The 25,923-nt window shown below is 67.0% G+C and carries 14 protein-coding genes, 2 tRNA genes and 2 pseudogenes; 11 read left to right on the top strand and 7 right to left on the bottom strand.

The genetic code is table 11. The features are described from left to right. Nucleotides 1-5: 5 nt before the first annotated feature. On the bottom strand, nucleotides 6-1,571 hold the full coding sequence (locus AC1MB9_RS10835; protein ID WP_479961962.1) for a DEAD/DEAH box helicase: 1,566 nt from the start codon (nucleotides 1,569-1,571) through the stop codon (nucleotides 6-8). 144 nt (nucleotides 1,572-1,715) lie between these two features. On the opposite strand from AC1MB9_RS10835, the gene AC1MB9_RS10830 reads away from it, so the two are divergent. Then, nucleotides 1,716-2,432, top strand: a complete 717-nt coding sequence (locus tag AC1MB9_RS10830; protein WP_479961961.1) for a ferritin-like fold-containing protein — start codon at nucleotides 1,716-1,718, stop codon at nucleotides 2,430-2,432. A gap of 55 nt (nucleotides 2,433-2,487) precedes the next feature. Here AC1MB9_RS10830 and AC1MB9_RS10825 read toward each other — a convergent pair whose 3' ends face one another. Beyond that, complete coding sequence (locus AC1MB9_RS10825) at nucleotides 2,488-2,805, bottom strand: hypothetical protein (RefSeq protein ID WP_479961960.1); 318 nt, start codon at nucleotides 2,803-2,805, stop codon at nucleotides 2,488-2,490. Between the two features lie 6 nt (nucleotides 2,806-2,811). Then, complete coding sequence (locus AC1MB9_RS10820) at nucleotides 2,812-3,036, bottom strand: DUF3107 domain-containing protein (RefSeq protein WP_479961959.1); 225 nt, start codon at nucleotides 3,034-3,036, stop codon at nucleotides 2,812-2,814. A 97-nt stretch (nucleotides 3,037-3,133) separates the two neighbouring features. On the opposite strand from AC1MB9_RS10820, the gene AC1MB9_RS10815 reads away from it, so the two are divergent. Both AC1MB9_RS10815 and AC1MB9_RS10810 read left to right on the top strand, forming a co-directional pair. Next, a complete protein-coding gene (locus tag AC1MB9_RS10815) occupies nucleotides 3,134-6,529 on the top strand; it encodes a PD-(D/E)XK nuclease family protein (protein ID WP_479961958.1) in 3,396 nt (1,131 codons plus the stop codon). Continuing rightward, nucleotides 6,526-9,906 (top strand): ATP-dependent helicase, encoded by a 3,381-nt coding sequence (locus tag AC1MB9_RS10810; protein ID WP_479961957.1) that lies wholly within the window; start codon nucleotides 6,526-6,528, stop codon nucleotides 9,904-9,906. Before AC1MB9_RS10815 ends, AC1MB9_RS10810 begins: the two co-directional genes overlap by 4 nt. A gap of 368 nt (nucleotides 9,907-10,274) precedes the next feature. Here AC1MB9_RS10810 and AC1MB9_RS10805 read toward each other — a convergent pair. After that, nucleotides 10,275-11,012 (bottom strand): annotated as a pseudogene (locus AC1MB9_RS10805) (phosphotransferase); the annotation flags it as partial. Between the two features lie 85 nt (nucleotides 11,013-11,097). Here AC1MB9_RS10805 and nudC point away from each other — a divergent pair. Together nudC and AC1MB9_RS10795 are read left to right on the top strand one after the other, a co-directional pair. Beyond that, entirely contained in the window at nucleotides 11,098-12,084 is a 987-nt protein-coding gene (gene nudC / locus AC1MB9_RS10800) for an NAD(+) diphosphatase (protein WP_479961956.1), read from the top strand. After that, nucleotides 12,039-13,796 carry an ATP-dependent helicase gene (locus AC1MB9_RS10795; RefSeq protein WP_479961955.1) on the top strand — a complete coding sequence of 586 codons (1,758 nt, stop codon included), beginning with the start codon at nucleotides 12,039-12,041 and terminating at the stop codon, nucleotides 13,794-13,796. The genes nudC and AC1MB9_RS10795 overlap by 46 nt, the downstream gene beginning before the upstream one ends. Here AC1MB9_RS10795 and AC1MB9_RS10790 read toward each other — a convergent pair. The 3 genes and pseudogenes from AC1MB9_RS10790 to AC1MB9_RS10780 form a co-directional block, all read right to left on the bottom strand. Then, nucleotides 13,744-14,544, bottom strand: a pseudogene (locus AC1MB9_RS10790) (hypothetical protein); the annotation flags it as partial. The gene AC1MB9_RS10795 and the pseudogene AC1MB9_RS10790 sit on opposite strands and share 53 nt — an antisense overlap. Nucleotides 14,545-14,702: 158 nt before the next feature. Further along, complete coding sequence (gene adhP, locus AC1MB9_RS10785) at nucleotides 14,703-15,713, bottom strand: alcohol dehydrogenase AdhP (RefSeq protein WP_479964625.1); 1,011 nt, start codon at nucleotides 15,711-15,713, stop codon at nucleotides 14,703-14,705. Between the two features lie 219 nt (nucleotides 15,714-15,932). Then, nucleotides 15,933-17,297, bottom strand: coding sequence for a zinc-dependent metalloprotease (locus AC1MB9_RS10780; protein ID WP_479961954.1), 1,365 nt, complete (start codon nucleotides 17,295-17,297; stop codon nucleotides 15,933-15,935). Nucleotides 17,298-17,444: 147 nt separating this feature from the next. On the opposite strand from AC1MB9_RS10780, the gene AC1MB9_RS10775 reads away from it, so the two are divergent. The 6 genes from AC1MB9_RS10775 to AC1MB9_RS10750 all read left to right on the top strand — a co-directional run bounded on the left by AC1MB9_RS10775 (nucleotide 17,445) and on the right by AC1MB9_RS10750 (nucleotide 25,878). After that, complete coding sequence (locus AC1MB9_RS10775) at nucleotides 17,445-18,542, top strand: YlbL family protein (protein WP_479961953.1); 1,098 nt, start codon at nucleotides 17,445-17,447, stop codon at nucleotides 18,540-18,542. 94 nt (nucleotides 18,543-18,636) lie between these two features. Continuing rightward, nucleotides 18,637-21,552 carry a UPF0182 family membrane protein gene (locus tag AC1MB9_RS10770; RefSeq protein WP_479961952.1) on the top strand — a complete coding sequence of 972 codons (2,916 nt, stop codon included), beginning with the start codon at nucleotides 18,637-18,639 and terminating at the stop codon, nucleotides 21,550-21,552. Between the two features lie 109 nt (nucleotides 21,553-21,661). Continuing rightward, a tRNA-Met gene (locus AC1MB9_RS10765) sits at nucleotides 21,662-21,738 on the top strand. Nucleotides 21,739-22,025: 287 nt separating this feature from the next. Then, nucleotides 22,026-24,416, top strand: a complete 2,391-nt coding sequence (ppsA, locus tag AC1MB9_RS10760; RefSeq protein ID WP_479961951.1) for a phosphoenolpyruvate synthase — start codon at nucleotides 22,026-22,028, stop codon at nucleotides 24,414-24,416. A 121-nt stretch (nucleotides 24,417-24,537) separates the two neighbouring features. Then, a tRNA-Met gene (locus tag AC1MB9_RS10755) sits at nucleotides 24,538-24,614 on the top strand. Between the two features lie 262 nt (nucleotides 24,615-24,876). Continuing rightward, nucleotides 24,877-25,878, top strand: coding sequence for a sugar phosphate isomerase/epimerase family protein (locus AC1MB9_RS10750; RefSeq protein WP_479961950.1), 1,002 nt, complete (start codon nucleotides 24,877-24,879; stop codon nucleotides 25,876-25,878). Nucleotides 25,879-25,923 lie beyond the last annotated feature (45 nt).

Below are 25,923 nucleotides of genomic sequence, written 5' to 3'. Positions count from 1 at the left end.
GACCCTTAGACGGTGCCGTCGGACTGGGGTGAACGACGACGGGTGCGGCTGCGGCGCAGCGGTGCGTTGTTGCCGTCGTGGTGTTCGGCGCCTCCACCGTCATGGGTGCCCGCCGCGGGCGTCGCGGCCGGGGCGTTCGGGTTGGTCGTTGAGCTGACGCGCGTGCGCGACCGGCTGCGTGCGGAGCGGTCGGCGCCGTCCTTCGCGGGGGCACTGTCGGTGCGGGGAGCGCCGCCGCGGGCGGCATCGCCACGGCCCGAATCGCCACGACCGGCGTCGGTGCGACCCGAACCCGACCGGGATCCGGAGCGGGCAGCGCCGGATCGAGTGGATTCGCCGCGGCCTCCACGGCCTGCGGATGCACCGGCGGCGACGTCCTTCACCGGAGTGGCGCGCAGACGGCCCTTCGACCCGGCCGGGATGTTCAGGTCGGTGTAGAGGTGGGGTGACGAGGAGTACGTCTCCATCGGCTCCGGCTGGCCGAAGTCGAGGGCCTTATTGATGAGCGACCACTTATGCATGTCGTCCCAGTCCACGAACGTGACGGCGATGCCGGTCTTGCCCGCACGACCGGTGCGGCCCACGCGGTGCAGGTACGCCTTTTCATCTTCCGGGATCGTGTGGTTGATGACATGCGTGACATCTTCGACGTCGATACCGCGAGCGGCAACATCCGTCGCGATGAGGATGTCTTTCTTGCCCGCCTTGAACGACGCCATCGCGCGCTCGCGCTGTTCCTGGTTCAGGTCGCCGTGCACGGCGGTGGCATTGAAACCGCGGTCGCCGAGTTCTTCGACGAGCTTCGCCGCCGCCCGCTTCGTGCGGGTGAAGATGACGGTCTTGCCGCGGCCCTCTGACATGAGAATGCGACCGATGACCTCGTCCTTGTCCATGCTGTGCGCACGGTAGACGAGGTGTTCGATGTTCGCCTGCATGAGGCCCTCATCGGGATCGCTCGCGCGGATGTGGATCGGGCGGTTCATGAATCGGCGAGCGAGCGCCACGATCGGTCCGGGCATCGTGGCCGAGAACAACATCGTGTGGCGGTCGGGCGGCGTCTGCGCGAAGAGCTTCTCGATGTCGGAGAGAAAACCGAGGTCGAGCATCTTGTCGGCCTCGTCGAGTACCATCTCCCGCACGTTGGCGAAGCTGAGCAGGCGCTGGTTGGCGAGGTCGAGCAGGCGACCCGGTGTTCCGACGACGATCTGTGCGCCGGCCTTGAGCTGCTCGATCTGACCTTCGTAGGCCTTGCCGCCGTAAATGGAGACGATCTTTGTCTCTCGGTTGCGGGCGGCGAGTTCCAGGTCTTCAGAGACCTGAACGCACAGCTCGCGAGTGGGCACCACGATGAGCGCCTGAACGCCCGATTCCGGGTTCAGTCCCAGCCGTTGGATGACCGGAAGCCCGAACCCGAAGGTCTTGCCGGTTCCGGTTTTGGCCTGCCCGATGATGTCCTGGCCGGACAGCGCCAGGGGAATGGTCTGGGTTTGAATGGGGAACGGTTCGAGGATTCCCTTGTCTGCGAGGGAGTCGACCATGTCCTGGTCGATATTGAGTTCGGAGAAAGTCACGAATGTATGCCTGTCATTAACTAGAACGGGGGTGCGCTCGTCTTCTGTCTCGGGCACCGGTCACCGATCCTTGCCGGCGACGTAATTCCACCTTACTGCGCGGGGTGTACCGCAGCCACAGGCGCGCGGTCGTATGCTGGGTTCGTGGTCACGTGGTTCGGTCGGCGCCCGCAGCGCGTGGAGGTCCCCCGGCTCACAGCCCGCGGGGTGGCACAGTCGAGCGTGAAAGTGGACATCGCAACCCTGACGCCCGACCTCATGCATTTTCTCGGCCAGGCGGCCTATTTCGAGCTCGGCGAGTTCGAAAGCCTTGCCCGTGCCGTCGCCACCGCGCCGAATCTGGCGGCGAAGGAAGGCCTCAGCGCTGCCGCCGGCCGTGCGCTTTCCAAACACCACGGCCTCATCGCCGAGATTCGCCGCCGTGGCACGGAACCCGACGTGGCGATGGCTCCGTTCGTGCCGGCTCTCGACCACTATCGCGCGCAGAGTCAGGGGTCCGACTGGCACGAGCTCCTGCTGAGCTGCTACCTGACCGGCGGCCTGCTTGAGGACTTCTTCGTGCGACTGTCCGACGGGCTTCCGCGCGACGTGGGTCCCCGCATCGCCCAGTTGCTCGGCGAAGACTCGGGAACGACCGTGCTGGTGCACGAACTACAGGCGGCCATCGCCGCCGACGCCGCTCTGGGCTCACGGCTGGCCATGTGGGGTCGCCGCCTCGTGGGCGACACACTTCTCATCGCCCGCTCGGCCATGCCGGTGTGCGAACCCGACGTCTCAGCCGAGTCGCGCACCGAGCCGGTGTTCACGGAGATCATCGCCGCCCACACGCGTCGGATGGACGGCCTCGGACTCACCGCTTAGCCGTACGACGCGAGCCGAGCCCCGGCGACGCGTCGAGTGGGCGGCGAGGGTGCCGTCAGCTTGCGGGGGACCCTCCGGGCGCGCCGTTGTTCATGCGGGCATGGAGCATATCGAGGTCGGCCTGGTTGCGTCGCCGGGCAAGCACGATCGCGATGGCAGCGGATGCCACGGCCGAGACGATGAGGGACACCCACCAGATTGCGCCGCCGTCCCACTTCCAGCCGAGCCAAGTGAGGCCCACCCAGACCGCGGCGGCGATGACCGTGCCCAGGGCCGGCACGAGTACCGACCCGTGGGTGGAACGGCCGGGCAGCAGGTAGCGCGCGGCGAGTCCCAGAAGCGTGCCGCCGAGGGACACGAACAGCAGTTCCATGCGCTGTTAGGCGACGAAACCGACGTGACGGGACTGCTCCGAGCCCAGCTCCACGTAGGCGAGACCGACCGTGGGGATGATGTACACCTTGCCCTTGTCGTCCTTCAAGGTCAGGTAGCCGGTCTGAGCGGCCAGCGCGGCCGCGACCGCTTCCTCGATCTCGGCTGCGGGCTGTGAGGTCTCGAAACCAATCTCACGGGGAGAGTTGAAGATGCCAATGCGGATATCCACCAGATGAGCCTTTCGTTGCGTAATGGTCAGGTTACGACAGAACGGCACGCCTGCCCGACACCGTTCACTGTCGGCGCAACCAGATACCGTTGAAAACGTGAACACCTCCCGCCTCCCCGACACCGTTGAGTCCGAGGACGCATCGACGGCCGGTGTCGTCACCCCCCGGCCGATCACCCCCGATGCCTCGCAGCAGGCGGCGATCGCGCTGCCCGACGGCCTGTCGTGCTCCGTCATCGGTGCGCCGGGAACGGGAAAGACGAGCACCCTGATCGAGCTCGTCGCCGACCGCGTGCTCGGCCGGGGCTATTCGCCGAGCGAGGTGCTCGTGCTCGTTCCCACCCGCACCGGCGCCACCACCCTGCGAGACCGGCTCGGCCTCCGTCTCGGCGTCCCCACGAACGGCCCGCTCGCCCGCAGCGCCAATTCGGTGGCCTTCCAGATTGTGCGGGGCGCCGAGGCCGTGTCGGGCGGACCGGCGCCGACCCTGCTCACCGGCGGGGAGCAAGACCAGATCATTGCCGAGCTGCTGCAGGGGCACCTGGACGGTGCGGCGTCCGCACGCGAAACCGATCAGGCAGGGACGACTGCCGGGCCGGACTGGCCCGAAACGCTCGGTCCCGACGTGCGTCGCCTGCGCGGTTTCCGCACGGAGCTGCGCGACCTGATGATGCGCGCCGTGGAGTACGGAGTAACGGCCACAGCGCTGGCCCGGTTTGGTGAGAGCGAGCAGCGTCCGGAGTGGGTGGCGGCGGCGGAGTTCATTCGCGGCTACGAGGACGTGAAAGACCAGACCCGTCCGGGTCAGTACGATTCGACCGAAATGGCCCAGTTCGCCGCCGCCATCGTGGCCAAGGCCCCGGCCGGGGCGGCGGGCGAAGGCGTTCTCGGGGCGCTCGCCGGGCTGCGCCTCATCGTGCTGGACGACGCGCAGGAAGTCACCCAGGCCACCCTCACGCTGCTGGCCCGGTTCGTGGACCGCGGCGTGACGGTCATCGCGTTCGGTGACCCCGACATCAGCACCGGATCCTTTCACGGCGCCCACCCGGATGCCCTCGGGCGGCTCGGTGCCTACCTCGACGCTCCGGGGTCTCGCGCCGCCGGCGACCCGGCGCTCGTCGGCCCCGCCCTCGTGCTCTCCACGGTGTACCGCCACGACGACGGGATCCGTGACGTCGTGCGCGAGATCAGCCATCGCATTGGCACCGCCGCGGCCGGCACACAGCGCGCGGCCCGCAGCGCGTCGAGCGCGCTTCCCGCGGCGAACGCTCCCCGACAGGTTCCGGCAGAGCAGGCAGAGCAGGCAGAGCAGGCAGCCCCGGCGGACCCCGCACCGGGCAATGACCGCGTGCACACCGTTGTGGTGGACAGCCCCGCCGAGCAACTCGCCGTGATTGCCCGGCGGCTGCGGGACCGGCACGTGCTTCACGGTGTGCCGTGGGGACGCATGGCGGTAATTGTGCGCAGCGGCTCCCTCGTCCCCTCGCTCTCCCGGGGCCTCGCCGCCCTGGAAGTGCCCACGCAGGTGTCGACAGCCCAGACCGCCCTGCGCGACGACTACGCGGTGCGAGCGTTCATCCTGGCCCTCGAGGTAACGCTCGGCCGTCAACCGCTCGGCGCCGAGGCGGCCGTCGAGTTGCTGCGCGGACCGCTCGGCGGACTCGACCCGATCACCCTGCGCCGGCTGCGAGCCGCGCTGCGCCAGCAGGAGCTGAGCAGGTCGCTCCCCGGCGACGAGCAGGGCTCCGCCGCCCCCGTCCCTCCGCCCGGTCGTGACCGCACATCCGACGAGCTGCTCGCCGCGGTGTTCACCACCCCGAGCCTGCTCGCGGCCATCGACAACCGCACCGCCCGTCGCGCCGCAAGCTGCGCCGCGAGTCTGCGCCAGGCCGCGATCGAGAACGCCGCGGGGGCCACGATCGAGGAGCTCCTCTGGGGCCTCTGGCAACGCAGCGGCCTCGCGCGGGAGTGGAAGGAGCAGTCCACCGGAACCGGAATCGTCGCCGACGAGGCCAACCACAACCTCGACGCCGTCGTGGCCCTCTTCTCGGCCGCGCAGCGCTACGTGGAACGCACCCCCGGCGCTCCGCCGGTCTTGTTCCTCGAGCACCTCGTCGACACGGACGTTCCCGAAGACACGCTCGCCCCGCGGTCCCTCGGCGACGCCGTGGTGGTGGCGACCCCCAGCGGCACCATCAACCGCGACTTCGAGATCGTGGTGTTGGCCGGGGTGCAGGCGAATGTGTGGCCCGACCTGCGCATCCGTGGATCCCTCCTCGGCGCCGGCGATCTCGCCGCGCTCGCCGGTCACGGTGACTCGGCCGCGGGCAACGATCCCCGCCTGGAGGTGCTGCATGACGAACTGCGCATGTTCGCCCAGGCGGCGAGCCGTGCCACCAACGAACTCATCGTCACGTGCATCAAGAGCGAAGAAAACGAACCGTCCGCTTTTCTGCGCCTGCTCCCGCCGCCCGAGACGGCCGGCGACGATCCCGACGACCCCAGCCACTACCCGCTGTCCCTGCGCGGTCTCGCCGGTCGGCTGCGCGCCGACCTCACCAGGGCCGGCTCGCCGGAGTCCGCACACCGAAGCGCTCGGGCCGCGGATGCCGCGGCGACGCTCGCCCGACTGGCCGCCGCCAACGTGCCGGGAGCATCCGTCACCGAGTGGTACGGCCTGAGCGAACCGAGCACGGAACGGCCGCTGAATGACCCGGACGCGGGCGACGACCCCGTGCGCGTCTCCCCGTCCCGGATGGCGGCGTTCGAGACCTGCCCGCTGCACTGGCTGATCGGCCAGGTGGGCGGCGGCACGTCCAACACGGCGGCGAATCTCGGCACGATCATTCACAAGGTGATGGAGGAGTCCACCGCCCGCAGCCCCGACGCGCTCTGGCAGGGCGTGGAGGAACGCTGGAACGAACTGCAGTTCGACGCCGAATGGCAGTCGCGGGTGCAGAAGGTCGAGGCGCGCGCACTCACCGACCGCCTCGCGTCGTACCTGCTCGACTTCGAACACACCGGGGGAGCGCTGCTCAGCGCCGAAGGCAAGTTCGCGCTGCCCGTCGACGGCGCCGTGCTCTCGGGAACCATCGACCGGGTGGAGCGCCTGAGCGACGGCCGGGCGGTCATCGTCGACCTCAAGACCGGCAAGGGTGATCCCACGAGCGACGCCGGAGTCATCGACCATCCCCAACTCGGTGCCTACCAGCTCGCCTTCACCGAGGGTGTCATCGAGGGGATACCGGCCGACATGTCGCTCGCCGGCGCGCGACTCGTGATCGTGTCTTCCGGCACGGCCAAACAGAACTACCGCAATCCCACCCAGCCGGCGTTCGACCCCGAGCAGATCGAGCAGTTCCGGGCCCGAGTCGGAGCCGACGCCGCCGGCATGGGCGCGTCCACGTTCCTGGCGGAGATCAGCTCTCACTGCCTCGACCCCCGTTCCTACGGCTCGTGCCGCATCCACGTGATCAAGCAGGTAAGCACATGACCCCGCACACTCCCGCCGGCGACCCGGTCTCGGCACTGCAGATTGCCGCGGCACTGGCGCTGCCGCCGCCCACCGTCCAACAGCAGGCGGTGATTGAGGCGCCACTCACGCCCACGCTCGTGGTTGCCGGCGCCGGCAGCGGCAAGACCGAGACCATGGCGAACCGGGTGCTGTGGTTGCTCGCGAACGGCCACGCCCGCCCGGATCAGATTCTGGGGCTCACGTTCACGCGCAAGGCCGCCGGTGAGCTGTCCGAGCGCATCAACAAGCGCATCCTCGAACTGGACAAGGCCGGTCTGTTGCCCACGCACGAGGCCGCAGAACCGGGCGACAACGTCGCCGACGCGGGCGACCTCTTCAACACGCCGAGCGTCTCCACCTACAACTCGTTCGCGAGCCGGCTGTTCACGGACAACGCGCTGCTGCTCGGCCGCGAACCCGAGTCGGTGCTGCTCAGTGAGACCTCCGCATGGCTTCTCGCCCGTCGGGTGGTCGTCGAACACGGCGATGGCCGCCTCGTGCCCTTCGGCCGCAACGTCGACGCCGTCACCAATGCCGTTCTCGGCCTCAGCCGGGCGCTCGCCGAGAACCCGCCGGACTTCGTTCCCGGTGCGGCCCGCGCACCCCACGATCTCACCGGCTTCGCGTCCGGTTTCGGCTACCTCCGCGATCTGCCGTATGGCAACCCGCGCAAGAAGATTCCGTACGCGTCCGTCGAGGATTCGCTTGCGGCCGTTCTGCCGATCGCGGTGCTCGCGGAACTCGCCGCGCGGTACAGCGACGAGAAGCGTCGGCTCGGCCTGATCGAATTCTCCGATCAGGTGGCCCTGGCCCTGCAGGTGTGCCAGAAGGTGCAGGCCGTCGTGGACCGTTACCGCGACCAGTACCGCGTGGTGCTCCTCGACGAATACCAGGACACGTCCGTGCTGCAGACCGAGCTGCTGCACACCGTCTTCGCGCGGCATCCGGTCATGGCCGTCGGTGACCCGCATCAGTCGATCTACGGATGGCGGGGGGCGAGTTCCGCGAACCTGCTCGGCTTCTCCCAGGACTTTGCGGGTGTCTCCAACCGGCAGGCCCCCGCCATGAGTCTGTCGTACACCTGGCGCAACCCGGTCAGCGTGCTGGACGCGGCCAACGCTCTCGTCGCGCCGCTCAGCGAGGCGCTGCGGGCCCGGCCGGACGGCATCCAGGTCGACACCCTCAAGGTGCCGGCGGGAAAGATGACCGGAACGGTGCAGGCCGTCATGGCCGAAACCATGGTCGACGAGGCCAATGCGGTCGCGGCATGGTTCGCGCGGCGGCTGCCCGCCGGCAGTCAACTCTCCGGTGCCCTGCTTTTTCGCGCGCGCAAAGACATGGAATTCTTCGCCGAAGTGCTGCGCGAGCACGGGGTGCGGGCGCATGTGCTGGGCCTCGGCGGTCTCTTGTCCACGCCGGAGGTTGCCGACGTCGTGAGCGCGCTGCGCGTCGTGCACGACCCGGGAGCGGGAAGCGAACTCGTGCGTCTGCTGAGCGGCGGACGCTTCCGGATCGGGGCGCGGGACCTGCAGGCCCTCTCCGCGGTCGCCGGGTGGCTCGCCTCTCACGACTGGGCGCAGCAGGCCGTTCCGCGGGAGATCCGAGACAAACTGCGCGCATCGGTTGCCGTCGATGAGGGGGCATCCCTGGTCGACGCGCTCGACTTTGTGGCGACCGCCTCGGAGACCCACGGCCAGCTGGCCGCCTTCAGCGAGGACGGTCGTACACGGCTGCGCGCCGCCGGGCGTCAACTGGCCTGGCTGCGGTCCCGCGCCGGGCTGCCGCTGCTCGACTTTGTGCGGCTCATCGAGCAGGAGCTGCTGCTCGACGTGGAGCTTGTGGCGAACGAATCCAACGGGCTCGGCCTCGCCAATCTCTATGCGTTCCACGACACGGTGTCCGCCTTTCTCGACAGCGACGAGCAGGGCACCCTCGCCAGCTTCGTGCGCTGGGTGGGTCGCGCCGAACGCTCTGACGACATGGGTCCTCGTCTTGAAGTTGCGGAGGAGGGCACGGTGCAGTTGCTCACCATCCACGGCGCCAAGGGACTCGAATGGGACTTCGTGGCGATTCCCAACCTCACCGAGAAGAGCCTCCCCGCGCAGAGTCGGGAGACGAGCGGATGGATGCGCTTCGGCGAGCTGCCCTATGCGTTTCGAGGCGACCGCTCCGAACTGCCCGAGCTGGAATGGTGGGACCACGAGACCCAACGTTCCTACGACGACGCCTTCACCCGGTACAAGGAGGAGCTCGGGGTACGGCACGACGACGAGGAACGCCGACTGATTTACGTGGCCACCACGCGGTCCCAACAGGAGCTGCTGCTCAGCGGCTCCTTCTGGGGCGGTGGCACCACCCAGCGCAAACCCAGCCGGTACCTGCTCGAGCTCGCCGAGGCCGGGCTCATCGCCGATGTGCCCGAGTGCAGTGAGACGGACGAGAAGCCCGACAAGGATCAGGGCGGGACCGAATCGTGGCCATTCGACCCGCTCGGCACTCGCCGACCGGTCGTTGAGGCCGCCGCAGAGCAGGTGCGCGAGGCGCACGGCGACCGGGAGACCCGGTGGACGCACATCGTGACCCTGCTCCTGGAGGAGAGGGCGCTGCGGCTGGCCGGCATCGCCGACGCCCCGATCCCCACTCGAATCCCGGCGTCACGGTTCAAGGACTACGTCGACGACCCGATCAAGGTGGCCGCCGCGCTCCGGCGCCCCATGCCGGAGCGACCGTACCGGGCCACGCGGCTCGGGACCTTGTTTCACGCCTGGGTCGAACACCGGGCCGGTGGTGTGGACTCCGAGGATCTCATCGACTCGTCCTCGTTCGAACGCGACGGACTCGACGGATTCGACGACGACACGTCAAGCGATGCCGCGCTGCCCCAGGACTGGGCCGCGGCCGAGCACGCCGCGCTCGAGCGACTTCAGCGCACGTTCGAGCGGTCCCCGTGGGGAGATCGCCGCCCGGAAGAAGTGGAGATCGAGATTCACCATCCGATGGCCGGGCAGGTGTTCGTCTGCAAGCTCGACGCGGTGTACCGCACGGACACCGGCTATCAGGTCGTCGACTGGAAGACCGGCCGTGCGCCCACGGACGCCGCCGACCTCGAGCTCAAGCAAACACAACTGGCGCTGTACCGACTCGCGTACGCGCGGTGGAAGGGAATCGACCCGGAACTCGTCGACGCCGTCTTCTACTTCGTGGCGGACGACGCCATTGTGGCGCCGGATCGCATCTACTCGGAGGACGACCTGATGCGTGCGTGGTCGTCGGTCGTCGCGCCGGAGCCGGCATCGGTGTCGGGCAGCGTGATCGGCCCGGTCGCGTCGTCACCGGTGAAGGACCCGCCGGACTGATCCGACTCGGTCCCGGCGTCGTCGTCGCCGTTCAAGCGTGCGAATTCGCCGGAGTCAAGATCGGCGAAGTTGTAGCTGTCGGTGTGCATCGACGCGTCCTGGTCAGGCGCGCGTGGCGGCCGCGGGGTCTTGTCGAGCATTGTTTCCACATCGCTGACTCCGAGAATCGGCCCGGTGTCGGGAGACAGCGGATGCGTGGTGTGGCTGTGCACCGTTTCCACGAGACCGTCAAGCATCACGACGGCATCATCGACGATGGACTGGTTGCGCGTGGCGGTGCCGTGCAGCAGCCACTGCGCCAGCTCAAGCTCCGCGTACAACATGGCGCGCTGGGTGATGCGGGAATCACCGATCTGCCTGGCCGTGGTGTACGCGACAATGGCTGTCTCCGCGGCGTCCCCCCGAGCGGACAGCAGCCAGTGCAGGTCGCGGGCGGGGTCGCCGACGCACAGGCCGGACCAACCGAGAACTCCCGACACGGAATCGTCGGTGATCAGGAGCGATTCGGCCGACATGGTGCCGTGCACAACGGTCGGGGCGAACTGCCAGAGCGCGTCGTCGTCCGTCGCCGTTTCCCAGCGACGCAGGAGCGCGGCCGGCAGGTAGCCGGTGTCCGCGGCCTGGTCAATGACGTCGATCACCGCGGTGCGGCATTCTTCCGCACTCTGCTGCGGGAGACCTGCCGTGTTGACGAAGGCGGTGGGGAGTCCGTGGATGGCGGCGATCGCGCGACCGATCGACCCGGCAACACCGTCATGGCTCGTGAGCGCGTCGGCGTCGAACATGTCGCCGTCGAGCAGCTCATAGACGATCGCCCGCGTTCCGGAGACCGGCGTCTGGCCCACAAAAGCGGGAACGTCAAATGGCAGGCGACTGCGGTTGCCCGCCGTGAGCGCGCGCAGGGCAATGAGGTCGGCCGACTGCTCGGTTTCGGCGGCCTGCGTGTTGGGAACGCGAATGATCAGCGTCCGGTCGTCGGTGCACACGATGAGTGCCGAGTCGAACAGCCCGTGCGCGCCGGAGCTGTGGCGACGCGTGCGGGCGACGCCGAGTCCGGAGACGGCGGAAGTGGCCAACGCGGCTAGAGTGAGATGAGATCTGGCCATGCCTCCTAGGTTAGGTCGACTTGCCCCCCTGCGGTTGTTCGCCACGCCTCCACAATACTTTTAGCGCCAAACCGGAGAATTCACCATGTCGTTCGCTTTCACGACGCGGCTGCCGCTGTCACGACACGCGGTTGATCGTGACCACATCGAGCGCACCACTCCGGGGCTCTTTGACACGCTCTGGGCGGATGCGTCGGCGCGTGTGTTCGTGCTCTGGCACGGACGTGCGCTGCTCACCCTTCCCCTGCCACGCGGGGAGAGGTCGGCATCCGTGCGGCCGAGACTGCAGCTCGTCGCCCCCGACCGAATCCCCGCCGACGCCCTGCGCGTGTATTTGGGCCGGTCACTGGCCGATGACGAGCTGGAGTCGGCCGGAACCCGGCTCGCCGCGGTCACGCTGAGCGACGATCAAGCCGCGGCCCTCGAGCCCGACGAGACGCGGTGGGTCGGCCTGCGCGCCGTCGTCACGGACCTGTCCGACCGGGACGCCGGGCTGTTCACCGAGGCACTCGGCGTGCTCAACTGGCACGCCTCCCACGCGCATTGCCCGCGGTGTGGCAGTGAAACAGCGTCGGAGGACGGCGGCTGGGTGCGGCGCTGCCCGTCGTGCGGCAACCAGGTCTTTCCCCGCACGGACCCCGCCGTGATCGTCCTGATCACCGACGGGCAGGACCGCCTCCTTCTGGGGTCGAACGCGCTCTGGGAGAACAACCGCTACTCGCTCCTGGCCGGTTTTGTGGAACCGGGGGAACCGCTCGAAGCGGCCGTCGTGCGCGAGATGTTCGAGGAATCCGGACTGCGTGTCACCCGCCCGGAGTATGTCGGTTCGCAGCCGTGGCCGTTCCCGGCCTCGATCATGTGCGGCTTCACGGCCCGGCTCGCCGACGACCAGCTCGCCGACGATCTCGTTCCCGACGGCCAGGAGATCCTGGACCTGCGCTGGTTCACCCGTCAGGAGCTGCGGGACGCCTCGGAGTGGCTGATTCTCCCCGGACCCTCATCCATTGCCCACGCCATGATCGAGCGGTGGCTCAGCGGCGTGCCGAGCGGTGCGCAGGCCCCGACGCCGTGACGATCACCGAGGAATCCCTGCTGGCCGGACTCGACGACCAGCAACGCGTGGCCGCGGAAGCGCTCGTCGGCCCGGTGTGCATGCTGGCCGGGGCGGGTACCGGCAAGACCCGTGCCATCACGCACCGCATCGCCTACGGGGTGATGAGCGGCGCCTACGCGCCCAACCGGGTGATGGCGCTCACCTTCACCTCCCGGTCCGCCGCCGAACTGCGCGGTCGCCTGCGACAGCTCGGCGCGGGCGGGGTCGCGGCCCGTACATTCCACGCCGCGGCCATGTCCCAACTGAACTACTTCTGGCCGCATGTTGTCGGGGGAGTCGCCCCGCGCATCCTCGACGGTAAGGGGCGGCTGCTCGGCCACGCCGCCGAGGCGCTGCGACTCAAGCTCGATACCGCTACACTCCGTGACCTGGCGGCAGAGATTGAGTGGCGCAAAACCAGCGGAATCGGCATCGACCAGTATGCCGCCGGAATCGCCTCCCGCACGCTGCCCGGTCGGCTGGATCTCGCTCAGGTGGTGGACCTGCAACTCACCTACGAACGGCTCAAGGATGAGCGCAAGCAGATCGACTTCGAGGACGTGCTGCTCGCCATGGCGGGAATGATCGAGGCAGAGCCCTCCGTGGCCCTGCAGGTTCGTGAGCAGTACCGGTTCTTCGTCGTCGACGAATACCAGGACGTGTCGCCCCTGCAGCACGACCTGCTCATGCTCTGGCTCGGCGACCGCCGCGACCTGTGCGTCGTCGGCGACGCCAGCCAGACCATCTACTCCTTCGCGGGCGCGCGCAGCGAGTACCTGCTGGAGTTTCCCAAACGCTTCACGGATGCCACGGTCGTTCGGCTGGAGCAGAACTACCGTTCCACGCCAACCATCGTGGCCGCGGCCAACCAGCTCATGCGCGGACGTCCCGGCGCACTGACGCTGCACTCCACGTCGGCGGGGCCCGGCATCGACCCGCAGGTGCGCGACTACTCCAGTGACATGGCGGAGGCGCGTGGCGTCGCCCAGCAGATACTGGACCTCATCGAAGCGGGCGCGAAACCAGAAGACATCGCCGTGTTGTTCCGCGTGAACGTGCAGGCCGCGCTGCTGGAAACGGCCCTCGGAGACGTGGGCGTCAATTACCAGATTCGCGGGGCCAAGCGGTTCTTCGACCTGCAGGAGGTGAAGCAGGCGGTCATGTCACTGCGCGCCGCATCCGTGTCGATCATGGGGGAGCCGCTGTTCAAAAGCGTCAGTGACGTTCTCCGGTCACTGGGCTGGAGCCAGACGGCGCCCGAGGCGCGCGGTGCGGTGCGCGACCGCTGGGAATCCCTCAACGCGATCATGGGACTCGTTGACCAGGCGGCCCCCGGAACAACGTTTCGCGCGTTCACGGACGAGCTCATGGAAAGGCAGGCCGGGCAGCACGAACCGACGGTGGCGGCCGTCACCCTCGCCACGATGCACTCGGCGAAGGGTCTCGAGTGGGACACGGTTTTCGTGATCGGTCTCAGTGAGGGCCTTGTGCCGATCAGTTTCGCGAGCACCTTCGAGCAGATCGACGAGGAACGTCGCCTGCTCTATGTGGGCATCACGCGCGCCAGGAAGCGGCTCGGTCTGAGCTGGTCGAAGGTCGGAAATCAGCAGCGATCCGGTCGGGAACGGTCGCGTTTTCTGGCAGAGCTTGGCACCCGCACCGCTCGTGCGCCAGGTGCACGCGGCGCCTGACCTCACCGGTTGCGGCGTCGATGATGATCGAGCCGCCCAGCATCGAGGTGGGATGCGCGGCCCGGTTCTCCAGCGTGTCGTGTGCGAGTGCGGCGACGCGGGCGGCGACCTCGATGGAGAGCCGTGGTGTCTCCGTGGCGGCGGTGCGGCGCACGAGCTGGCAGGCGAGGGCCGGCCAGGCCGGGTCGAGTTCGACGTGCGCGAGCTCCACGCACACGAGGCACGGCCCTGCTCCCGGGTGCACGAGCGGCCCGATGCGTACCCCGGCGTCGCCGTAGATCACCGAGAGATGCGGCACGTCCCGGCGCAGCCAGCGAGTGTGGCGATCCGGTTGCAGCACATAGTGCCCGATGAGTATGGCGAGGGACGGTGGCAGGTTCGACGGCGGCGCGGCCGGTGCGTCGACGAGCCCGAGGTCCCGCAGCAGAACGCGAAGGCGCTCCGCGGTCGGCCCGGCTCCGTCGACAACCACGGTCGGTCGGTCATGCTGCGGGCCGGGCGTGCTCTGCTCGACGAGCGCCGGCCCAAGCTGTTCGATCAGCCGGGTGACGGAGACCGCGGATGCTCCGGCTTCTCGTCCCAGCAGCAGCGCCGCCGAGAGGGGTACTCCCGCTTGCAGGCCGGCGATCACCGACTCCAACGCCGGCGTGACCCCGGCCACCACGAGCGCCGGACGGTCGATGCCGACCTGAATCGTGTCGGGGGTGCGCCACACCAGCGGGAGGCTGGGGTTGAGCCGGAGGATCATGACACGATGATGCACCCCGCCGACGGCGGACGGCAGTTATCCACAGGGCCGGGCGCGCCGATCGCCCCGCCGTTTCACGGAACGCGCGAAACGGCGGGGCGACGGGTGCTGCGCGCACGAGGGACCGTGCGCCGGGAATGCCCCCGCGGCTGTGTCGGCTAGTACTCGATGACGACGCGACCGTCGATCTTGCCGTGCTTCATCTCATCGAGAACATCGTTGACCTCCGCGAGTTTGCGGGTGCTCACCGTGGGATGAATCTCACCGCGTGCGTAGAAGTCGAGGGCCTCTTCCATGTCCTGGCGGGTGCCGACGATCGAGCCGCGGATGGTGAGGCCCTTGAGCACGATGTCGAAGATCGGGGCGGGGAAGTCGCCCGGCGGCAGGCCGTTGAAGACGATCGTTCCGCCGCGACGCGTCATGCCGATCGCCTGACCGAATGCTGCCGGGTGAACGGCGGTGACGAGTACGCCGTGGGCGCCCCCGGTGGCTGCCTGAATCGCGGCGATCGGGTCTTCGTTGAGCGCGTTGACGGTGACCTCCGCGCCGTGCTTGCGCGCGAGGGCCAGCTTGTCGTCGGCGATGTCGACGGCGGCAACGCGCAGCCCCATGGCCCTGGCGTACTGAACGGCGACGTGGCCGAGGCCCCCGATTCCGGAGATGACCACCCACTGGCCGGGACGGGCCTCGGTCATTTTGAGGCCCTTGTACACGGTCACTCCGGCGCACAGCACCGGAGCGATCTCGATCGGGTTGGATCCGGCGGGGATTTTCACGGCGAAGCGGGCGTCGACGAGCATGTACTGGCCGAACGAACCGTCGACACTGTAGCCGCCGTTCTGCTGCGTCTCGCAGAGGGTTTCCCAGCCGGTGCGGCAGTACTGGCAGCTGCCACACGCCGACCAGAGCCAGGCATTGCCGACGCGCTCGCCGAGCTCGAGGTTGGTCACGCCGGCGCCGAGGGCGACGACCTCGCCGACACCCTCGTGGCCGGGAATGAAGGGTGGGCTCGGTTTGACCGGCCAGTCGCCTTCCACCGCGTGCAGGTCGGTGTGGCAGACACCGCTGCTGATGAGCTTGACGAGGGCCTGCCCGGGGCCGGGCTCCGGAACGGCGACCTCTTCAATCGTGAGGTCCTGGCCGAACTCGGTCACGACCGCAGCGTGCATGGTGGCGGGCGTTCGCGTCGACTCGTAGCGAGCCTTGAACTCGTCGGTGGCAGCGTTCGCGGTGGGCTGAGCGTAAATAGTCATTCCCTGGCTCCTTCGGTTGGGACGTCTCTGTCCGTCTTCAAACCGTAGATCCGCTCGGGTTGCACAAACGTTGCGAGGGGGTTGCGACGGCCGGTGTCGGCCGTCGCAACCCCCTCGCAACGTCAGGCGTACCGGTTACTCCTCGATCGGGCGCTCCGTGCCGTCATCACGGAGCAAGTCTTCCAGGGCGCGATCGAGGTCGTCGAGTTCCGGTGCCGCCCCCGTCGACGCGCTGGTGAGGCGTGCCACGAGCGCCTGGGGATCATCGATGTCGTCCGAGGACGGCACAATGTCCGGGTGGGCCCAGAGGGCGTCGCGCGCTTCGTTGCCCACAGCATCCGTGATGCCCTGCCACATGGTCGCGGCCTCACGCAGCCGGCGAGGGCGCAACTCGAGCCCGACGAGCGTCGCGAACGCCGACTCGGCGGGCCCGCCCGAGGCACGACGCCGTTTGACCGTCTCCGCAATGGCATCCGCTTTCGGCAGGCGACTGGTGGCTTCGAGCGTGACGACGTCGACCCAGCCCTCGATCAACGCGAGCATGGTTTCGAGGCGGCCGAGGGCCTGCAGCTGGGCGTCGGATTTCGGAGGGATGAGCGACCCATCGACCATCGCCTGGCGCAGTTCCTCGGGGTTGGCGGGGTCGAATCCGGCAGCGAGGTCTTCGAGGCGGCTCGAGTCGATCGTGATGCCGCGGGCGAACTCGGTGATAGAGCTGATCAGGTGCAGGCGCAGCCACCGCGCGTGGCGGAAGAGGCGGGCATGAGCCAGTTCGCGAACGGCGAGGTAGATCTGCACCTGGTCATCGGGAACGTCGAGCCCCGCACCGAACTCGGCCACGTTTTGGGGAATGAGCGCGGCCTGCTGCTCAACCAGAAGAGGGATCCCCACGTCACCGCCGGAGACGACCTCGCTGGAGAGCTGACCGACAACCTGTCCGAGCTGCATGGCGAACAGCGTGCCCCCGACGCTGCGCACGATCTGGCTGGCGTTGGCGATCATCGCCTGCATCTCCTCCGGGGCCTGCTCGGAGAGCACGCGGGTGAGGGAATCGGCGATGCTCGTCGCGACGGGCTCGGCGAGCTGGGTCCACAGCGGCATGGTGGCCGTGACCCACTCGCGGCGGGTCATCAGGCGCGGTTCCACGGTGAGCTCGGCAACGGAGATGACGTCGTCCAGCCACAGCGCGGCGACGTGAAACGCCTGCATGAGTTGGGTGTGCTGCTCTGTTGTGGGGGAGAGCTGGCCGGTGGCGGCGCGCTCCTGTCCCTGGGTGAGCGCAACGTCCCAGTTCACGCCGGTGGAGCCCTGACTGGAGTTCATGGCGCTCTGTAGTTGTTTCATGAGAGCGGCCAGGCTGGCGGGGTCGCCGGCGAGTCCGGCCGCTCCCGCGAGTTGGCTTGGGTCGATGGACGACTTGCCCGAGAGCATATCCCGCAGCATGTCGCGGAATTGATCCTCGGGATTCTGACCTTCATCGGGTCGGGAGTCTTCAGCCACTTCAGGCACCTCTCAGTTACGTACTTCTACGCTAGTGCGAGAACCTTCCCGGAACTGGGAAATGGCCTAAGGTAGAGGGTTCGGGTGTCCGCCTGTCGCGAACAGGCCCACCTGGCGAATCACAACCGAAGAGACGGAAGGTACGCGGTGGCGCTTTTCACCGATGACTCCAGTGCACCGCACCGGCGCGGCGGGTTGAAGGGCTGGATCGTTCTCGGCGTCGCGCTCGTGGCCGGCATCGCCCTGGGCGTGGTCCCGTCCCCGTACGTGATCGAGCAGCCGGGGCCGGTGTTCAACACCCTCGGTACGGCGCCCAACGCCGACGACGTCGAAACCCCGTTGATTCAGATCGACGGTGAGCCGGTGTATCCCACGAAGGGCAGCCTCGACCTGCTCACCGTGTCCCTGTTCGGCAACCAGGACAGCCGGCCGAGCTGGTTGGCCGTGGCGGGAGCCTGGCTGGACCCGAGCAAGGCCGTGCTCCCCGTGGATCAGGTCTTCCCCGTCGGCATCACGAGCGAGCAGCGCGATACCCAGAATCAGGCCGCGATGGTCAACTCCCAGCAGGACGCGATCGCCGCCGCCCTCACCCATCTGGAGTACGACTACCCGACCACGGTGACCGTGGTCGGTCTGCCGGACGACTCCCCGGCGACCGGGCTGCTCGCGGCCGGCGACGTGGTGACGAGCATCGACGACACGCCCATTCGCAGTATCAGCGAGCTGCGCGCGGCCCTGCAGACGGCGGGAACGGATGCCCCCGTGGTTGTGGGGCTCACTCGGGACGGAACGGCCGCGTCGGAATCCGTGACCCCGGTGCTCAGCGACGGCAGCGTCGTGCTCGGCATTGGTGTCACCACGAACTATGTGTTCCCGTTCACGGTTGAACTCGAACTGGACCGCGTGGGCGGTCCGAGCGCCGGCATGATGTTTGCGCTCGGGATCATTGACAAGCTCACCCCCGGTGAGCTGCAGGGCGGCGCGAGCGTGGCGGGCACGGGCACGATCGACCAGGCCGGAACGGTCGGACCGATCGGCGGTATCCAGCAGAAGCTGTATGGGGCGAAGGATGCCGGAGCCGACTGGTTCCTGGCTCCCGCCGAGAACTGCGATGAGGTCACCGGTCACATCCCGAAGGGCCTCACCGTCTTCTCCGTGGAGACGCTGGACGACGCAGTCGCGGCCCTTGATGTCGTCCGCACCGGAGGCGACGCGGGCAGCGTTCCGACCTGCCCGACAAAGTGATGTGAATGCTGCTCAGCGCCATTTCGGTGAATGGGCCTGACGGGGTTTACTAGGATGGAATAGTCCCTGATCCCACAGAGCATGAGGCCAATTCGTGACATCTTCGCCCGACAGCGCTCCCCGACGGAGCCGAACCCCGCTCGCCATCACGGCAGCGATCATTGCGGGGTTGGTGATCCTGTTCTTTATCTTCGCCGGACTGTACACCGATGTGCTGTGGTACGACCAGCTCGGGTTCCTCAGCGTGTTGACCACGCAGTGGATCGCCACGGCGGCACTATTCCTTGTCGGCTTCGTCGCGATGGCCGTGGCCGTTTGGATCAGCATCCAGATTGCGTACCGCAAGCGCCCGGTCTACGCCAAGCTCAACTCGCAGCTTGATCGCTACCAGCAGGTGATTGAGCCGCTGCGTCGTCTCGCGATGTACGGCATCCCCGCCCTCCTTGGATTGTTCGCCGGTGTCGCCGCCGCAACCCGTTGGCAGGTTGTGCTCATGTGGCTCAACCGCAGCGAGGTAGGCCGTCAGGACCCGCAATTCGGCTTCGACATCTCGTTTTATCTCTTCGACCTGCCGTTCTTCCAGGCCGTACTCGGCTTCGCGTCGGCCGCCATTCTCATCTCGGCGCTCGTTGCTCTGGCCACGAGCTACCTCTACGGTTCGATCCGTATCAACGGTCGCGACGTCATCATTTCCAAGGCCGCGCGCGTGCAGATCGCGGTCACGGCCAGCGTCTACCTCCTGCTGCAGGCCGTGAGTATCTGGTTCGACCAGTACTCCACCCTCACGAGCGAGGGCAGCCTCATCACAGGTGCGAGCTACACAGACGTGTTCGCGACAATTCCCAGCCGTGCGATTCTCGCCGGCATCGCCGCCGTCGTTGCCTTGCTCTTCATTGTCACGGCCGTCATCGGCCGCTGGCGTCTGCCGATCATCGGCACCGCGCTGCTGATCATCTCGAGTCTGCTGATCGGCTCGTTGTATCCCTGGGTCGTTCAGCGCTTCCAGGTGGACCCGAGCGCGAAGGCGCTCGAGGCCCCGTACATCGAGAAGAACATCAACCTCACCCGTGATGCCTACGGCCTGGCCGACGTCGAGCAGATTCCGTACAACGCGACCACAACCGCAGAGCCCGGCGCGCTGCGCACCGACGCCACGACGACTGCCAACATCCGCATCCTCGACCCGGCACTGGTGAGCGATTCCTTCGGCCAGCTCGAGCAGTTCCGTCAGTACTACCAGTTCCCGTCGAACCTCGACGTCGACCGGTACATGATCGACGGCAAATCACAGGACACCGTCGTCGCCGTGCGTGACCTCAACCTCAATGGCTTGAACGCCGGCAACACCTGGGTCAACTCGACGACCGTGTACACGCACGGTTACGGTATCGTCGCAGCGTACGGCAACCAGCGTTCGGCCGATGGCCAGCCCGTATTCCTGGAGTCGGGCATTCCCACCTCAGGCGCGCTCGGCGAGTTCGAACCACGCATCTACTTCGGCGAGACCTCACCCGAGTACTCCATTGTGGGCGCGCCCGAGGGCACGGACTCCATTGAGCTCGACTACCCGTCGGGATCCGACGGAGCCGGCCAGACGTACACCACATTCTCCGGCGACGGCGGACCCAAGCTCGACAACCCGTTCAAGCAGCTCATTTACGCGCTCAAGTTCCAGTCGGAGCAAATCTTCCTCGCGAACGCCGTGAACGAGAAGTCGCAGATCCTCTACGATCGCGACCCGGTCACGCGCGTGCAAAAGGTTGCCCCGTACCTGACCCTCGACTCCGAGGCCTATCCCTCGGTCGTCGACGGCCGGGTCAAGTGGATCGTCGACGGGTACACGACCTCCGCGAACTACCCGTACTCCACGGCCGTGAGCCTGAGCGACGCGATCACCGACACGGAGACCCCGCCGCAGCCATTCGCGCTCGACAGCATCAACTACATTCGCAACTCGGTCAAGGCGACCGTCGACGCCTACAGCGGCGAGGTCACCCTCTACGCCTGGGACGACAAGGAGCCCATGCTCCAGACCTGGCAGAAGATCTTCCCGTCGACTGTCAAGCCGATGAGCGAGATGAGTGGCGACCTGATGAGCCACGTACGCTACCCCGCGGACCTCTTCAAGGTGCAGCGCGCAATCCTCGGCCAGTACCACGTGACCGATCCCGGGTCGTTCTACTCGAAGGATGACGCCTGGATCTCACCGAACGACCCGGACTCGCCGGCGTCGAACCCCACCCTGCAGCCGCCGTACTACCTCACCATGCAGGTACCCGGCCAGGATTCGCCGTCGTTCTCGCTCTACACGACGTTCCAGCCTGAGGCTACCGGGGAATCGAGCAGAAACGTGCTCTACGGCTACCTGGCCGTTGACGCGGATGCCGGTCGCACCGACGGTGAGCGTGCCGACGGTTACGGAAAGCTGAGGTTGCTCACGCTGCCGAAGGACGGAACGGTTCCCGGCCCCGGGCAGGTGCAGAACGTCTTCAACGCCGACCCGACCGTGTCGACCGAACTCAACCTGCTGCGCCAGGGCTCCTCGACGGTGCTCAACGGAAACCTGCTGACCCTCCCGGTAGGTGGCGGACTGCTGTACGTGCAGCCCGTCTACGTGCAGTCCACGGGTGAGACGAGCTACCCGCTGCTGCAGAAGGTCCTGGTGGCCTTCGGCGACCAGATCGCATTCGAGGACACGCTGAATCAGGCCCTGGACGTGTTGTTCGGTGGTGACTCCGGTGCAAGCGCCGGCGACACGACCGTGCCGGTGACCGAGAATGACACGTCAACGGAGAGTCCGACCGACGGTGAGCCCACGGCGACGCCGCCGGCAACCTCGACCGGGGACCCGGTCACGGACGCGCAGCTCAAGGACCTGCTGGCGACGGCCAACACCGCGTTGACCGACAAGCAGGCCGCGCTGGCCGCCGGTGACTTCGCCGCATTCGGCGTCGCCGACAAGAAGCTGTCGGAGACGATCGCGAGCATGCTGGCCTTGCTCGGCGAGTAGCGTTCGCTTCTCACCGCGAGCCCTCACCCGATACGGGTGGGGGCTCGCAGTGGTTAATCGGGCACGTGGTCACGGAACGCGCTGACATGAGGTAAATTGGTACATGCAGCGCGGGGTGGAGCAGTTCGGTAGCTCGCTGGGCTCATAACCCAGAGGTCGTAGGTTCAAATCCTGCCCCCGCAACCACACGGAGGGCCGGTTCAGCAGAAATGCTGAACCGGCCCTCCTTTTTTTGCGCCTCCCGGCACTCAGGTGTTTTCGGCAGAACGCCTTATGGCTGCTGCGCACGTTCGTCTGGGGTAGGGCGGAGCCCGTCTCGTCACTACGAAGTCGAACGCAAACGGCGTGTCAGACGGGACCAACCAGGCAGCGTGGGCGGCACGGTCATGCGGTGACGGCCTAGCCGTGGGTCTGACGGAGTAGTAGGTTCGCGCCGACGGTGACCGGCGGCATGAGACGGGTTGGAGACAAGAATGGGCGAGAGCAGCGCGGTATGGTTCGACGACATCGGTATGGACGACGTTCCTCGCGTCGGCGGAAAGAACGCCTCGCTCGGGGAAATGGTGCGTGCCCTGGCTTCGAGCGGTGTGCGGGTGCCGGACGGCTTCGCGACGACCGCGAACGCGTACCGGGCGTTCATTACGGCCAACGGGATCGAAGCCGCGCTCCGTCGGGAGCTGGACCTGTTCCACGCCGGAGAACAGAGCCTGCGCACAACCGGAGAAAGCCTGCGCGAGCTCTTCCGCGGTGGAGAGTTCCCCGTCGATACTGCCGAGGAGATCCGCGCCTTTTACCGGGCCCTGGGCGAACGCGCGGGACGCCCCAATCTGGCGGTGGCGGTGCGCAGCAGCGCGACGGCGGAGGACCTCGTGGATGCCAGCTTCGCGGGTCAACAGGAAACCTTTCTCAACGTCACGGGGGAGCGGGATCTGCTCGACGCCTGCCGTCGCTGCTTCGCGTCGCTTTTCACCGACCGGGCGATCAGCTACCGAGAGCTGAAAGGCTTCGACCATCTTGATGTGGCATTGTCGGTCGGGGTTCAGCGCATGGTTCGATCGGATGTCGGCGGATCCGGTGTGATGTTCTCCATCGATCCCGACAGCGGATTTCCCGGTGCCGCCGTGATCAGCGCCGCCTGGGGACTGGGCGAAACGGTGGTGCAGGGCGCCGTCGAACCGGACAAATATCTGGTGTTCAAGGCGCTGCTGGAACATAGCGACCGGATACCGATCATCGAGAAGACGCTCGGGGCGAAAGACCGCAAGATGGTCTACGCGGCGGGCGGCAGCGCGCGTACCCGTACCGTCGACACGTCGGAGCGGGAGCGACGGTCGTTCGTGCTGAGCGACGTGGAGATTGTGCAGTTGGGACGCTGGGCGGTGATCGTGGAGACGCACTACGGGCGGCCGATGGACATGGAATGGGCCAAGGACGGGCTCAGCAATGAGATGTTCATGGTGCAGGCCCGACCCGAGACCGTGCAGTCGCAGGCGAGCGGCACGACTTTTTCGGTGAGCAGGCTCACGGAGACCGGGCCGCTGTTGATCTCCGGCGTGGCCGTTGGCGAGAGCATCGCCAGTGGGAAGGCCTGCGTCATCCGGGACCCCGCCGACATCGAAAACTTCGTCGATGGCGCGATTCTCGTCACCGAGATGACCGACCCGGACTGGGTGCCGATCATGGCGCGGGCAGCGGGCATCGTCACCGACCACGGTGGCCCGACCAGCCACGCGGCAATCGTCAGCCGGGAGCTGGGCGTCCCGGCCATCGTCGGCACACGTACCGCCACCGAGACACTTACCGACGGACAGACGATCACCATGTCGTGTGCCGAGGGCGACCAAGGCAACGTCTACGCGGGCTCACTCGGCTTCGAGACCGAGACGATCGACCTCGGCGCGGTGCCGACGACCCGCACGAAGGTCATGGTGAACATCGCCAGTCCGGTCGCCGCCTTCGAATGGTGGCGCCTGCCGGCGGACGGTGTGGGCCTGGCCCGGATGGAATTCATCATCAACAATCTGATCAAGGTGCACCCGATGGCGCTCGTGCATCCGGAGCTCGTCACGGACCCGGTGGCCGTGCGGCAGATCGGCGAACTCACCCGCGGCTACCCCGACCCGGCGGAGTACTTTGTGCAGACACTGGCCCTCGGAATCGCGAAGCTTGCTGCCCCCTACTATCCGAACCCGGTGATCGTGCGCATGAGCGACTTCAAGACCAACGAGTACGCACACCTGATCGGTGGGGAGTCGTTTGAGCATGCGGAGGAGAACCCGATGCTCGGCTTCCGGGGCGCATCGCGCTACTACGACCCGCGGTACCGGGAGGGATTCGCCCTCGAGTGTCAGGCGATCCGACGAGTGCGCCAACAGATCGGTTTCACTAACGTCATCGTGATGATCCCCTTCTGCCGCACAACAGCCGAGGCCGACAGGGTACTTGAAGCGATGGCCGGGAACGGGCTGGTGCGTGGGGAGAACGACCTGCAGGTGTACATGATGTGTGAGATCCCGGCCAACGTGATTCTCGCGGAGAAGTTTGCGCCCCGGTTCGACGGCTTCTCCATCGGCTCCAACGACCTGACGCAGCTGGTGCTCGGTGTCGACCGTGACGCGGAGGACCTCGCCGCCCTCTTCGACGAGCGCGACGAGGCGGTGAAACGGATGATCAGTCAGGCGATCGAGAAAGCGCATGCCGCCGGAATCAAGGTGGGAATCTGCGGGCAGGCGCCCAGCAACTACCCGGACTTCGCGGCATTTCTGGTGGGGGAGGGGATCGACTCGATCTCGCTCAACCCGGACAGTTTCCTGAAAACGGTGACCCGAATAGCCGCTGCCGAGGCCGGGCACGACACGGACTGACGCCGGGAGGCAGAATCTTCTGCGTATGCTCTTGATTTTCGGCCATAGACGGCATAAATTCAGAGAAAGCAGTGGCCGTGGTTACGCGTTCTTTCAGGGTGTGCTAAATTAGTTCTTGTAGCGCGGGGTGGAGCAGTTCGGTAGCTCGCTGGGCTCATAACCCAGAGGTCGTAGGTTCAAATCCTGCCCCCGCAACCACAAGAAGGGCCGGCTCAGCAGACATGCTGAACCGGCCCTTCTTTTTTGCCATCTGCCGGATGATCGCCGGCCCCCGTGATCGACAGGTCGACACACTCGTCCGAACGCGCCCACGCGGGAAACGTTCCTCGCCGGTGCAGCGCGGCGCCGCGGTCCTGGCGAGCCCCGTCCCGCCATCCGTGCCGATGGACCGCTGTAGCTTGACAAACGACTCAAAATCAGAGATCGTGTAGGAAATACGATCTACACGACGGAGTGATGTATGCGTTACACAGCAGAAACCTGGCCCATCACTGCAGCACTGCTGCAGTTCCCCGGAACCGATGCGCTGGGCAATACCGCCCAGACAGCACCCGCGAGTGTTTGGGCCGAGGTCTTCCGCGAGGTCAAGGAAGCCGGCTTCGCCAACGTCGATCTTTTCGACTCGTGGATTCGCCCCGGTGACCTCTCCTCCGCGCGTCTGGACGAATTGAAGGACACCGCGACGCAAGTGGGAATCGGTGCCCCGGCGATCTCCGCCATTCGACGAAGCGTTATCGACGAGGCCAACTGGGAAGATAACCTGGCCTACAGTCACCGCACCCTTGAGGCCGCTGCGCAGCTCGGCTGCGAGGTCGTGTCGTTCGGCCTGCATCAGGCATTGACAGCCGAGCAGCGCAAACAGCTGTGGTTCTGGACCGTCGAAGGCCACCACGACCCGGTCGGCGACACCGAGGTGTGGGGCAAGGCCGTCTCGCGGCTGAAGGAGCTGGGCAATCACGCCTCCGAACTTGGTTTGCTGCTGTCCCTCGAGCTCTATGAAGACACGTACCTCGGCACCGGGGATTCAGCCGTGCAGCTGGTCCAGGACATCGGACTGACCAACGTCGGTCTCAACCCCGACCTGGGCAACCTCGTGCGTTTGCACCGCCCGATCGAAGCCGTGCAGGAAATGATCGCCAAGACCGTTCCCTACGCAAACTACTGGCACGTGAAAAACTACAGCCGCGACGAAGACCTCGCGCGTGGTCACTTCACCGCTGTTCCGGCGCCGATGGAGACCGGCGTGATCAGCTACCGGGAGGCGTTCCGCACGGCACTGTCCTTCGGCTTCCAGGGGATCATCTGCGCCGAGCACTACGGTGGCGACGGTCTCAGCGTGTCGGCCACCAACCAGGCGTACTTGCGCGAGAAGATCCTGCCCAAGACCGAGGACTATGTTCTTGGCGCCCCGCTGGTGGCTCAGGGCCGGCAGACTCCGACCGCGGTCTCGGCTGCCGTCTAGCCACCCGAACCATCCGGCGGGGGCTGCCGTATCGCAGCTCCTGCC

This window comes from Cryobacterium sp. AP27 (assembly GCF_056680495.1).
Note: the sequence above shows the minus strand (reverse complement) of the source record. Positions and strands in the feature narration are given on the sequence as shown.